A 12,592-nucleotide genomic window follows, 5' to 3' on the forward strand; every position below is an offset into this window, starting at 1 on the left:
TTATAATATTGACAGTCTATAAGCTATGAGCTGTCTTAGATAGTGGAAACTATTTAGAGTACTCTAATTCTCTTAAGTGTTTCATTATAAAGCGTAAAATTAGCTATTCTAATAATAACCTAATATTGTGATAGAAAAGGCTTGCAAAGTTTTAAAAACTTGCTAAAATGCATGTCCTAAATAGGCGTATAGCTCAGTTGGTTAGAGCGCTACCTTGACATGGTAGAGGTCGCTAGTTCGAATCTAGTTACGCCTACCAGATTCGAAAGCCCCAATCTTTATGATTGGGGCTTTTTTTATGCCCGTTTTATAAAAATCTTTCAAGGTGTTGAAACACGACCAATAGTGACATTCTCATAACCAGACATTTTCATTCAAATCGTCATTCAACGGAACTGCCTTAACGTCTTCTTAACAGCTTACTTGCTATGGTAAGAAATCCCATTTCTTACCATCCTGTTGAGAAGCTTGTCTATGTTCACTTCACAAGCACTTAGCGCTGACATCCCCAAAGCCAAAACCAAGCAAAGCTATCTTAGCAATATTGCGCATCGTGAGATTAATCTACACTATTTGATGATAGTTGTGGCGCTCTACTTAGTCGCAACTGCCAATGTCAGTTTTTTTGCGCAAGTGCTAAGCATTTATCCTATTGGTAGTAATATTGGCTTTATAATTTCTATCACCGGCTTATTATCAGGTTTAATGTGGCTAGTATTGCAGTTGTCATGTTATCGGCCTATTGCTAAACCAATGCTTATCGCTATGCTAATGATAGCAGCGGTGTGCGGTTATTTCACAGACGCTTACGGCACGATATTTGATCGTAGTATGCTGATCAATGGCTTACAGACCGATCAACAAGAAGCAATGGGGCTGATGTCGTTAAGTTTCTTTATTCGGGTACTGGTATTGGGCGTTATACCTGCTGTTATTATCGCCAAAATTCGTATCAAGCGCACCCCTTTACGTCGCGCTTTATGGCAAAGGGCGGTTGCTCTCTTTCTCTCTGTAGTCTTAATGACGGTGTGTTTACTGCCATTTGGCGATCAATACGCTACTTTTTTTCGTCAACATAAAATGGTGCGCAGTTACGTCAATCCGATTACCTCTATCTACTCTGTCGCCAAATTAAGTAGCGATTACGTCGATGCATTGCGCCGTCCTGATACGCTATTGCTGCACGCGACAGATGCCAAACGCAGTGCCGCCAGTAGTAAAGCGGCGAAACCTAAGCTTATGGTATTTGTAGTAGGAGAAACCGCACGTGCGGATCATTTTGGTTTAAACGGTTATGTGCGTAACACCACGCCATTATTGGCTAAGCAAGACAACTTTTATAGCTTTAAACAGGCTGCCTCTTGTGGAACTTCAACCGCTTATTCAGTGCCGTGTATGTTCAGCTATGCCAATCGAGATAGTTTTAAGGTAGAGCATGCGGATTATAATGAAAACGTCCTTGATACCTTATATAAACAGGGCGTCAATGTCGTTTGGCGCGACAATAATTCCAGCTCTAAAGGCGTTGCAGATAGAGTCACGTTTGAGGACTTCAAAACCTCTACAACCAATCCAAATTGCGATAGCGAATGCCGCGATATCGGTATGCTTGATGACTTTGATAAGCTGGTAAAGCCAGACGCGCCTACTAAAGGTTCAAATAAAGCCTCTCCTAAAGCGAGAGACACGCTTATTTTATTGCATCAAATGGGTAATCATGGTCCCGCTTACTTTAAGCGTTACCCCAAAGCGTTTGAGGAATTCAAACCTGTGTGTATGACCAACGAGCTATCTAAATGCGACAATCAATCTGTGATTAACGGTTATGATAATGCCATTCGTTATACCGATTATTTTTTACATAACGTGATTGATACGCTAAAAGCATATGAACAAGATTATGATGTGGTCATGGTATATATCAGCGATCACGGCGAGAGTTTAGGCGAAAATAATATCTACTTGCACGGTTTGCCGTATGCTATTGCGCCCGATTCTCAAAAGCAAGTACCCGTTATTATTTGGTCGCCTGCTAGCAACAGCATTGACAAAAACAGCCTTCTTAAGGTAATTAATCAGCCTGTATCACATGATTTTATTACCCCGACGTTACTTAACTTTTTTAATATTACAACGGACGAGGTCGCGGGCGCGCCAACCTTTTTTAAAACCGCTCCTTAAGCGGATTGACCCAAGTAGAGATAGTATTTATGGCTGAGACAGTCTATGTATAAGATACTTATTATTGAAGATAACCCTGATATCGTTGCCAATATCTACGCTTTTTTTGAGCCTAAAGGTTTTGAGCTAGATAACGCCCATAATGGCATTAGCGGCTTGGCGCTGGCCGCGAATAATCGTTATGACGTTATTCTATTAGATGTGATGCTACCGGGGATGGATGGCACAAAACTATGTAAAACCCTACGCGAAGAGTGGCATATTAAAACGCCGATTCTTATGCTTACGGCCCGTGATACGATTTTGGATAAAGTCGCAGGTTTTGATAGTGGGGCTGATGATTATTTGGTCAAGCCTTTTTCACTCGTTGAATTAGAATTACGTATCAAAGCGTTAATCCGCCGACAGCAAGACGAATACTTTGAGCATAGCATAACGGTTGGTGACGTCACGCTTAATGCGAGCGAGCATAAAGTGATTCGTGCAGGTAGCGTGCTTAAGCTGACACCCACTGGGTTTAAAATTTTAAATATACTCATGAGCGCGTCGCCACGCGTCGTTAGTAAAAACGAGCTAGAGGAAAAAGTATGGGGTGAGGATATTCCAAGTAGTGATGCCTTGCGCACTCACTTGCATGGCGTGCGCGTCCAAATCGACAAGCCATTTGTCACACCGGTGATAGTCACGGTACCAGGTGTTGGTTATCAGATTATAGATCCTAATAAGTGATAAATTATTTGAGGATGAGTGAACGGCTTAACTCAATGATAAGCCGCTGGTATTATAGTCATTCTCAGCTTTTCTAACGCCTTCTACAACGAAGTAACGCTATGTTTAGTATCGACTCAATCACCAACAAATTCCGTCTGTCTTATTTCGTATTTGCGATATTACTTTGCAGCGCTTTCGTCAGTATTTTTATGTATGCTGAAGTGAGAATGGAGCAACAGCTGGTCAAAGCGCGCTTATTACAGCAGTTAGAGCTTAGCCAAGAAAAAGATGGCGAGCAGGGCGTGTATCATGCAGAACCTGGTATCACCATTTATCGCTATGATAACGCGCCCGATGATTTAAAAGCTTTGGCAACCGACACCCCGCAAGAAAAACCGATTAAGATTGAGACGGTGACAGGGACAACCGATACCAATCTGCATTTTTTCTTTTATAAACAAGACCAGCAAGACTACATCCTCACTTATCTCGAAAATGATGAGATGGTAATGGGCAATTACCCCGTGCTTGCTATCTTTGAGCATTTAGAAGATATTTTTGCCAATGCATTAAGGGTGGCGGTTATTCTAAGTCTACTTATCGCTGCCATATTTTCGCAATTAACCGCCAAGCAAATCACCAAGCCTTTATTAGATTTAAAAAAAGCGGTAGAAACCGATCATCAAAACTTAACCGAGTTGACCCATCTGCCTTCTGAAGTCGGTGTATTGGCACGAGCGATTGACGAGAAAAACAAAACATTGGAGCAATACCTAAAACGAGAGCAACTGTTTACCGGCGATGTCAGCCATGAGCTGCGTACACCGTTAACGATTATTATGGGGGCGTCAGAGGTGTTGGCTTCTCAATTAGAAAACGACAGGTATTTGAGTGAATTTGCCAATCCTCCGAGATTATTAGTGCATTGTTGCTACTATCGCGTGCACCTGAAAAACTGGACGCGCCGCAAACTTCTATAAACACCATCGCTATCAGTGAAATTGAGCGGCTAAAATATTTACTCCGTTATAAAACCGTCACTTGCAGCTTAGTCGCTGAGCAAGAATATTTCGCCTACGTCAGACCTGAGCTGCTAAAGATGGCGCTGGGGAATTTAATAAAAAATGCGTTTCAGTATACCGATAATGGCGAAGTGATTATTACTATAGACGCTCAAAAGATAACCGTTAGTGATACGGGTTTGGGCATCGCTGAGGATATGATGCCATTGCTGTACGAAAGGTTTGAGCGTTTTGAGCAGCACAATGCAGACAAGCCATGGGACAAAGAAGCGCTGTCAACAGGCTACTCCAGTTATAAAGTAGAAGGCAGTGGCTTAGGACTTAGCATTGTCCAACGTATCATGAGCCATATGGATTGGCAATTAACCCATCAAGCCAATACGTTAAACGGCTCAGACGGTAGTATATTTAGTATTTATTATAGATAACGTTTATTAACCATCTGCTTAATAGTCCCTTTTGCTTAATGCAGTCTCTGGTTTATATCCTCTTAACGCTCTCTTAACGTCTCATCACTTATACTCAAACCCTGCTGATTTTGCTAATGGTTGATTGTTTAAGTTTCTAACAATCAGTTCCGTAGTTACACGATAATGAGTATAAAGCCATCAATATGAGCACCATCAAATCTACGTCTCCTGACAATGAACTGCTAAGCCATGACGGCAACGATCCAATAAACGCTTCTGAGTTACTGCCACCTGACAATTTTGCGAGTAAGGTGAAAGGTAAAAAAGGGCTGGCTCGTCTTTTAAAGGCGACGGGCTACTCTATAGAGGGCTTTAAAGCCGCTTATAAGTTTGAAGCCGCCTTTAGACAAGTGGTATGGCTGAATCTTGCATTGCTGATTGTTATTACATTGATACCCTTTGGCGTCGCTAGCAAAATGCTGCTTGTAACCGCCTCTTTTTTATCTCTTATCGTTGAGCTTATCAATACAGCTATTGAAGCGAGTGTCGACCATACGTCACCCGAACAGCATCCGTTGGCCAAAATAGCCAAAGATACCGGCTCCGCTGCCCAGTCTTTAGCGTTACTGCTGCTGGTGATTTTGTGGTTACTGGCATTATCAAACCTTTGATAATAAAAGATATTGATGCTTTTTTAGGTTTAGCGGTTACGCAGGATGTCTTAAATGATTTTAGAAAACAATGCCTCTAAAAACAATGCCCTTAAAAACAATGCCCTTAAAAACAATGCCTCTAATTGGGTATGGCTGAAACTATTTTGCTTAACGGTTGTTGCTACTTTGGTGTTTGAGCATAGCCAGCTTGATGTTCGTATTAGTGCGCTTTTTTATGCAAATGGGCAGTGGTTTTTAGAAAAAGACGCTCAGCCTTATGCGTTTATCTTTTATGATGGCCCAAAAGCGCTATTGATTTTATTGGCTATCTATTTGTTCGCTGTATTAGCCATCAAATCTACAAACCTTTCAAACCATTCTACTATCGTCAATAATGGTCAGTTTAATAAATTTATTATGCCCTTTTCAGTTCGTGAAATCAGCTATTTGTTGACGGTTCTTATCCTCGTCCCTTCTACCATTGCCCTATTAAAGGCTGTCACGCATGTTAGTTGCCCCAATCATTTAACACTGTTTGGAGGCAGCTTTGATTATCTTAACCTTTGGCAAAATATAGTGGCGCAAACGCCTGCCAAATGTTTTCCCGCTGCGCATGCTAGCGCTGGGTTTTCTTTATATGGTTTGGCATTTTTGCCCTCTTTGCAGCAGTATCGCTACAGAGTCTTTGAAATAGTAACGGTCTTAGGCTGGACAATGGGAATTTATAAAATGCTCTTTGGCGATCATTTCTTTAGTCATACCTTGGTCTCGATGCTACTTGCGTTGACGATCGCGTGTGCGCTTGCCAATGTGTTATTTAAAAGAGCCACTATAGGCAGTTCAAAATAAGCTCTTTATCTTTAAAGTTTATGACTACTTTTTTCTAAAGAATCCTCCAAAAGCTTTGTTTGTTTGACAAACCAACAAAGCTTAATGGCTAGGCAACATAGAAATGTTACTATAACTCTTAAAGCTAGATAACGATGACGATGGCAATCATTTAAGGTGGATTGTTTGCTAGCAGTCGTTTTTAGTATCCATTCATTTAAAACTAAAATAAATAGGAGCAAAACATGGGCTTATTGGTCGATGGTCAATGGCAAGATAAGTGGTATGACACCGAGGCAAGCGGTGGACGCTTTGTACGCGAAGATGCTGGTTTTAGAAACTGGGTAACGGCGGACGGTAGCGCAGGCCCAACCGGCGTGGGTGGCTTTAAGGCCGAAGCCAATCGCTATCATTTATATGTGTCGCTTGCCTGTCCGTGGGCGCATCGCACCACGATTTATCGCAAGCTCAAAGGCTTGGAAGACATGATTTCGCTGTCTGTCGTGCATCCCTTTATGGGCGATAAAGGTTGGACGTTTGCAGAAGGTGCTGGCGTGATTGCCGATCCGATTGTCAATGCCAACTATTTGTATGAGGTGTATGTAGCGGCTAAGCCCAACTATACTGGACGTGTGACCGTACCAATATTATGGGATAAAAAAACCCATACCATCGTTAGTAATGAATCGTCTGAGATTATTCGGATGTTAAATTCTGCTTTCGATGAAGTAGGGGCGACGGACGTTAATTTTTTACCAAAAGCGTTGCTCGCAGAAATCGATACGATTAATGAATTCGTGTATTCAGCGGTGAATAATGGCGTGTATAAAGCAGGGTTTGCCACGACCGAAGCTGCGTACAAAGAAGCGGTAGTGACGCTATTTGACGCGCTTGATACGTTAGAGGCACGTTTGGCTGACCAACGTTACTTGCTCGGCGATACGATTACTGAGGCCGATTGGCGCTTATTCACCACGCTTGTGCGTTTTGATGCGGTATATGTTGGGCATTTTAAATGTAATATCCGCCGTATCGTTGATTATCCCAACCTTTGGAGTTATCTGCGTGATTTATATCAGGTGCCCGGTATCGCCGAGACGGTCAGTATCGAGCATATCAAGGCGCATTATTACACCAGTCACGCCAACATCAATCCCACGCGTATTATCCCTGTCGGTCCTGTGCTTGATTTTAACGAACCTCATGACCGTGCACGTTTCTAGCTTTTATTGAGCTTTTTAAATTAAGCTAAGAAAAAACCGCGCTAGCTAATATATAAGCTAGCGCGGTTCTTTGTATAAAACGATTTAATTTATATTAAGCGTTATTCAACTGACGCGCAGCTTCTAGGGCGAAATACGTCAAAATGCCATCAGCGCCGGCACGGCGGAAACCAATCAAGGATTCCAAAATCACTGCATCGGTTAGCCAGCCGTTTTGAATAGCAGCCATATGCATGGCGTATTCACCAGACACTTGATACGCAAAGGTTGGTACGCCAAAGGTGTTTTTAACTTCACGAATCAGGTCTAAATACGGCTGACCCGGTTTAATCATCACCATATCAGCACCCTCATTGATATCCATGGCAACTTCGTGCAGCGCTTCGGCGCGGTTGCCAAAGTCCATTTGATACTGCTTTTTATGCCCACCTTTTAAGTTGCCGGCGCTACCAACGGCATCACGGAACGGACCGTAGTAAGCAGAAGCATATTTGGCAGAGTAGGCCATGATAGCGGTGTTGACAAAGCCTTCAGCTTCAAAGGCATCACGCATGGCTTTGATACGGCCATCCATCATATCACTTGGCGAGATGATATCAGCGCCTGCGCGAGCGTGGACGAGTGCTTGCTTGACCAAGACTTCGACCGTTTCATCATTGACCACATAGCCGCTGTCATCGAGCAGACCGTCTTGACCGTGAGAGGTATAAGGGTCTAGCGCCACATCGGTCATCACCACCATTTCTGGTACGGCATCTTTGACTGCTTTGACGGCGCGCGCGCTTAAGCCATTTTCATCATAAGCTGATTTGCCATCAGGCGTTTTTAATGAATTATCAATGACAGGGAAGATGTCGATAGTGGTAACACCCTCTGCTAATAATTCCTTGGCATAATTGATCAGCAGATCAATCGATAGGCGCTCAACGCCGGGCATACTAGCTATGGCTTCGCGCTTGTTTTCGCCCTCTAAGACAAAAACAGGGGCGATAAAATGCTTGGGATGCAGCTCAACTTCACGAATCATCGCGCGGACGTTATCGTTATAACGCAAGCGACGCAAGCGGGTTTCAGGGAATTGGCGGTTAAAAGTATAAGTCATGAGGTTTCCTTATTTGATTTCAAGCATGGTTATTTATCAGCTTCATGGAGACAGCTGTTTTAAAGACTGGTTTTTATAAGATTGGTATCATTAAGAGAATAAAAAGGTTGTTAGTATAATTTTGCGCGATAACTGGCACTACTATAACCAATAGTGACTATCGAAAGCAAAAAGCCCTACCAAGTCGGTAGGGCTGATTGTAGATATCGACTATCAAGGTGAGGTAAATTTTCCCACAACCTTTAGAGCTACTTAACGCTCATTAATCTGCGTGATCGGTACTGGTTCAACATTGGCCTCTTTGCTAGTGGTGTTTTCAGTGACCACGCCGACAGCAGCGTCTGTCTTGCCATCGTTATTGACATCGACAACAGCCGTTGGGTTAAAAGTTGCTTTCTCTATTGGCTGTGCCTGCTTAATCGCTTGCGCTTCTTGTGCAGAAGCCACGCGAGCAGAGCTGGCCGCTTCGATGGCATCGACCGCTTTGGCTTTATTGCTATTGGCCGGTAGATTGACCAATTGCACTAAGTTTTTATGCGGTACAGGAATGACCGTTGGCACATCAAGATTAGCACCGCCGCCTAGCACTTGATAAAGCTCGATTTGGCTGATGATTTTTTGTAGCTCTAAGTCCAAGATACCTTGCTGCGTTGAGAATAGCGAACGCTGCGCATCGAGTACATCTAGGTAGTTGGCAATACCTGCTTTAAAGCGCGCATCGGCAATCTGATACGTTTGTTCAAAGTTATCTTGCAGACGGTACTGCGCGGCCAGTTGGTCGCCCAATGTCGCTCGTGTCGCTAGGACGTCTGATACTTCACGGAACGCGGTTTGGATAGAGCGCTCGTAGTTTGCTAGCGTCTGTTCGCGCTCAATTTTCGCCACATCATAATTGGCATCTAAGCGGCCCGCATCAAAGATAGGCACGCTAATGCTTGGACCAAATGACCAGCCAACCGAACCACTCTTGAATAAATCATCTAAACTGCCACTACTCAAGCCCACGCTACTGGCTAGGCTGATAGATGGGAAGTAAGAGGCGCGCGCTACTTCGATATTGGCACCTGCCGCTTTTAGACTGTACTCTGCTTCCAACACATCAGGGCGATAGCGGAGCAATTCACTTGGCAAGCCAGCGCTAAATATCTGCTGGCTTGTGATATTGCTGACCGCAGGCGCTGGAATAAGATTGGTTGGAATCGGTCCACCGACCAAAAACTGCAGCGCATTACGCGATCTTAAAATACTGCTTTGCGCCTGTAAAACGGCAAGTCTGGCATTTTCTAGTGACGCACTGGCTTGCAGCGATGGCAGTTTAGGATCAATACCAGCTTCAAAGCGTTTATCAGCGATAAATAGAGACTTCTCACGGCTTTCGACCGTCGCTTCAGCCAGTTTTAACTGCGCAAGGCTGTAGCTTAAATTGGCATAGCTTTGAGCAATATTACTAATCAAGCTGATTTGGGTAGTATCTTTCGCTGCCGTAGTCGCTAAAAAGTTCTGTAACGCCTGCTCTTTTAAGCTGGCGATTTTACCCCAAAAATCTAACTCATAGTTGGCCAAGCCAAGATTGACATTATATGAGCTGTTAGGGTTTTTATCCGTTCTGTTTTGCGCTTGACGCGTATAACCACCGCTACCATCAATTCTAGGCAGGTCATTGAGATCGGTAATTTGATATTGCGCGCGTGCTTTCTCAATGGCCAAACGCGCACTTTCAAAGTCTTTGTTGTTCTCTAAACCTAACGCAATCAGACCTTTTAAGCGCTCGTCGCTGTAAAACTCCTGCCAGCGCTGCCCAGCGATACTGGCCTGATTGGCGCTGCTGACCGTTTCTTTGTCGAACGCGCCATAGGTTTGCTCGATAGGTACGTTTGGTTCAGCAAGCACAGGGCGCATATCCGCTTTTGGAATGGTATTACAAGCTGCCATGCTTAATGCTAAGGCGGTGAGGCTAATGAGACGACCGCCATTTTTACGCAGGACTGCTAGTGCTGGTTGGGCAGTGGTAGCTATAGAGACTACCGCTGCTGAGTTTAAGGTAAAGTTTTTTTGAGCACTCATTGTATATTATCTCCAAAGCTTGCAGGCTGATAACTATCAGAAGGCATTGGGTCAGAAGGCGTTGGGTTTTGCGGGCCAGGTGTGCCGTCGTCACTGTCATCTTTATTGGTTGGTTTATTATTCTCATATTTGTAAGGGAATAAACTACGTACCCAAATAAAGAACATTGGAATAAAGAAGATACCTAAGATAGTTGCGGTGACAACACCACCTACCACGCTGGTACCAATGGCGTTTTGACTGCCTGAGCCCGGACCTGTGGCGATGAATAATGGCACAACACCAAGTCCAAACGCAAGTGAGGTCATGATAATTGGACGCAGACGTTGACGCGCCGCTATCATAACCGCTTCTTTTAGCGTATTACCTTCTTCTTGATGCTCTTTTGCAAACTCAATAATCAAGATAGCGTTTTTGGCGGATAGACCGACCACCGTGAGTAGACCAACTTGCAAGTAGATATCGTTATTAAAGCCGCGTAGCCAGGTAAATATCACCGCACCTAGCACCCCAAGCGGGATGACCAATAGTACAGAGAAGGGGATAGACCAGCTTTCATATAGAGCAGCGAGACATAAGAATACCACTAAGATCGACAGGGCATAAAGCATCGGCGCTTGGGCACCTGACTTTTGCTCTTCAAGTGACATACCTGTCCACTCGTAGCCGATACCTTCAGGTAGCTTTTGCATCATCGCTTCCATCGAGCTCATCGCCTCACCCGTACTAAGACCAGGGGCGGCGCTACCTTGGATATTCATTGACGGTAAGCTGTTATAACGGGTCAGACGCGGTGAGCCTGATTGCCATTCACTGCTTGAGAACGCATCAAATGGAATCATTTCACCGGCATCATTACGTACATACCATTTGCCGATATCATCAGGATTGGTACGACTGCTTGGCTCGCCTTGGACAAACACGCGCTTAATACGACCACGGTCAACGAAGTCATTGATATAGCTTGAACCCCAAGCGGTAGAAATCACGCTATTAATATTAGCCAATGACAGTCCATAAGCAGCGGCTTGTTCTTGGTTGATATTAATTTTTAACTGCGGCGCATCTTCTTGGCCGTTTGGACGCACGCCTGTTACTTGATCGTTTTGCGCAGCCATACCGAGCAGCATATTACGTGCTTCGAGTAAGCCTTCATGGCCGACGTTACCTGTATCTTGAATCATCAAATCAAAACCACTGGCGTTACCTAGTTCGGTAATAGCGGGCGGTACAATTGCAAAGACTTGCGCTTCATTTAATTGGGTAAAGAAATAACCCATCGCTCGACCAGCGACCGCTTGCGCGGTATTTTCATCGCCGCTTCGCTCTGCCCAGTCTGTCAAACGTACGAAAGCCAGACCCATGTTTTGACCTTGACCGGCGAAACTAAAGCCTGCCACAGAGAACACAGACGCCACGTTGTCTTTTTCTTGGGTTTCATAGTAGTTGGTGACTTTCTCTAGTACCGCTTCCGTTTCATCAAGCGTCGCCCCAGCAGGAAGCTGTACTAAGGTAAACATAATACCTTGGTCTTCCTCGGGTAAAAATGAGCCTGGAATACGTAAGAATACCACGGCCATGACGCCGATAATGGCGGCGTAACCGATTAAGTATAACCACTTAAATTTAAAGCTTTTACCGACAGAGTTTTCATACTTACGGCTGACTTTATAAAAAGAGCGGTTAAACCAACCGAAGAAACCTTTTTGTTCTTCAGTAGATCCTTTTTCGTGGCTCTTACTACGTTTTAGCAAGGTCACACATAGAGCAGGGGTAAAGATAAGCGCCACTAATGCTGACAGTACCATGGCGGTAATCAGGGTAATGGAGAACTGACGATAAATGACACCGGTTGAGCCACCAAAGAAGGCCATCGGTACGAAAACAGCCGATAGAATCAAGGCGATACCGACAACGATTTTACTAATCTCGCCCATCGATTGTATGGTCGCGTCTTTAATGGAAATATGAGGGTCTTCTTCCAAGATACGCTCAACGTTTTCGACGACAACGATGGCATCATCGACCAGTAGACCGATGGATAATACCAAGGCAAACATGGTCAATACGTTGATACTAAAGCCAGCGATATATAAGACGGCAAAAGTACCCAGTAATACCACGGGTACAGCAAGCGTTGGAATAATGGTCGCGCGCCAGTTCTGTAAGAAAATGAACATGACGATAAAGACTAAAACAATCGCTTCGATTAGTGTTTTGACCACTTGCTCAATAGACAAACGTACAAATGGCGTGGTGTCATAGGGGACAACGGTCGTCAGATTTTTTGGGAAGTTCTGTTCAAGCTCCGCCATACGAGCGCCAACGGCTTCACGAGTTTCAAGCGCGTTTGCACCACCCGCCAAAGAAATACCGAGACCAGCGGAAGTCTGCCCAT

Annotated in this window: 10 protein-coding genes and 1 tRNA gene; 8 read left to right on the top strand and 3 right to left on the bottom strand. The window is 44.2% G+C overall.

Annotated features, from left to right (window positions below):
* The first annotated feature begins 182 nt into the window (after positions 1 to 182).
* From V7D75_RS09905 to V7D75_RS09940, 8 genes are all read left to right on the top strand, one after another.
* Positions 183 to 259: transfer RNA gene (locus V7D75_RS09905), tRNA-Val, on the top strand.
* 215 nt (positions 260 to 474) lie between these two features.
* A complete protein-coding gene (locus V7D75_RS09910) occupies positions 475 to 2,181 on the top strand; it encodes a phosphoethanolamine transferase (RefSeq protein WP_333614430.1) in 1,707 nt (568 codons plus the stop codon).
* 45 nt (positions 2,182 to 2,226) lie between these two features.
* Positions 2,227 to 2,910 (top strand): response regulator transcription factor, encoded by a 684-nt coding sequence (locus V7D75_RS09915; RefSeq protein ID WP_333614431.1) that lies wholly within the window; start codon positions 2,227 to 2,229, stop codon positions 2,908 to 2,910.
* A 101-nt stretch (positions 2,911 to 3,011) separates the two neighbouring features.
* Entirely contained in the window at positions 3,012 to 3,872 is an 861-nt protein-coding gene (locus V7D75_RS09920) for a histidine kinase dimerization/phospho-acceptor domain-containing protein (protein WP_333614432.1), read from the top strand.
* Positions 3,821 to 4,342: a sensor histidine kinase gene (locus tag V7D75_RS09925; protein ID WP_333614433.1), complete on the top strand. Its 522-nt coding sequence runs from the start codon at positions 3,821 to 3,823 to the stop codon at positions 4,340 to 4,342. The genes V7D75_RS09920 and V7D75_RS09925 overlap by 52 nt, the downstream gene beginning before the upstream one ends.
* 185 nt (positions 4,343 to 4,527) lie before the next feature.
* Complete coding sequence (locus tag V7D75_RS09930) at positions 4,528 to 4,995, top strand: diacylglycerol kinase (RefSeq protein ID WP_333614434.1); 468 nt, start codon at positions 4,528 to 4,530, stop codon at positions 4,993 to 4,995.
* Positions 4,996 to 5,049: 54 nt separating this feature from the next.
* Positions 5,050 to 5,826: a PAP2 family lipid A phosphatase gene (locus V7D75_RS09935; protein ID WP_333614435.1), complete on the top strand. Its 777-nt coding sequence runs from the start codon at positions 5,050 to 5,052 to the stop codon at positions 5,824 to 5,826.
* 224 nt (positions 5,827 to 6,050) lie between these two features.
* On the top strand, positions 6,051 to 7,028 hold the full coding sequence (locus tag V7D75_RS09940) for a glutathione S-transferase family protein (protein ID WP_333614436.1): 978 nt from the start codon (positions 6,051 to 6,053) through the stop codon (positions 7,026 to 7,028).
* A 94-nt stretch (positions 7,029 to 7,122) separates the two neighbouring features.
* Here V7D75_RS09940 and hemB read toward each other — a convergent pair whose 3' ends face one another.
* The 3 genes from hemB to V7D75_RS09955 all read right to left on the bottom strand — a co-directional run.
* A complete protein-coding gene (gene hemB, locus V7D75_RS09945) occupies positions 7,123 to 8,130 on the bottom strand; it encodes a porphobilinogen synthase (protein ID WP_102076928.1) in 1,008 nt (335 codons plus the stop codon).
* A 252-nt stretch (positions 8,131 to 8,382) separates the two neighbouring features.
* The gene (locus V7D75_RS09950) at positions 8,383 to 10,194 is read right to left on the bottom strand and encodes an efflux transporter outer membrane subunit (protein ID WP_333614437.1); all 1,812 of its coding nucleotides are present in this window, start codon (positions 10,192 to 10,194) and stop codon (positions 8,383 to 8,385) included.
* Positions 10,191 to 12,592, bottom strand: a 2,402-nt coding sequence (locus V7D75_RS09955) for an efflux RND transporter permease subunit (RefSeq protein WP_333614438.1), incomplete at its 5' end; no start/stop codon positions are given. The genes V7D75_RS09950 and V7D75_RS09955, both read right to left, overlap by 4 nt.

Source organism: Psychrobacter sp. (assembly GCF_036731945.1).
Classification (GTDB): Bacteria; Pseudomonadota; Gammaproteobacteria; order Pseudomonadales; family Moraxellaceae; genus Psychrobacter.

Excerpts from the sequence above, each read along its gene's own strand:
- V7D75_RS09910 (WP_333614430.1), top strand. The coding sequence starts at position 475 with ATGTTCACTTCACAAGCACTTAGCGCTGACATCCCCAAAGCCAAAACC.
- V7D75_RS09915 (WP_333614431.1), top strand. The coding sequence starts at position 2,227 with ATGTATAAGATACTTATTATTGAAGATAACCCTGATATCGTTGCCAAT.
- V7D75_RS09920 (WP_333614432.1), top strand. The coding sequence starts at position 3,012 with ATGTTTAGTATCGACTCAATCACCAACAAATTCCGTCTGTCTTATTTC.
- V7D75_RS09930 (WP_333614434.1), top strand. The coding sequence starts at position 4,528 with ATGAGCACCATCAAATCTACGTCTCCTGACAATGAACTGCTAAGCCAT.
- V7D75_RS09935 (WP_333614435.1), top strand. The coding sequence starts at position 5,050 with ATGATTTTAGAAAACAATGCCTCTAAAAACAATGCCCTTAAAAACAAT.
- V7D75_RS09940 (WP_333614436.1), top strand. The coding sequence starts at position 6,051 with ATGGGCTTATTGGTCGATGGTCAATGGCAAGATAAGTGGTATGACACC.
- hemB (WP_102076928.1), bottom strand. The coding sequence starts at position 8,130 with ATGACTTATACTTTTAACCGCCAATTCCCTGAAACCCGCTTGCGTCGC.
- V7D75_RS09950 (WP_333614437.1), bottom strand. The coding sequence starts at position 10,194 with ATGAGTGCTCAAAAAAACTTTACCTTAAACTCAGCAGCGGTAGTCTCT.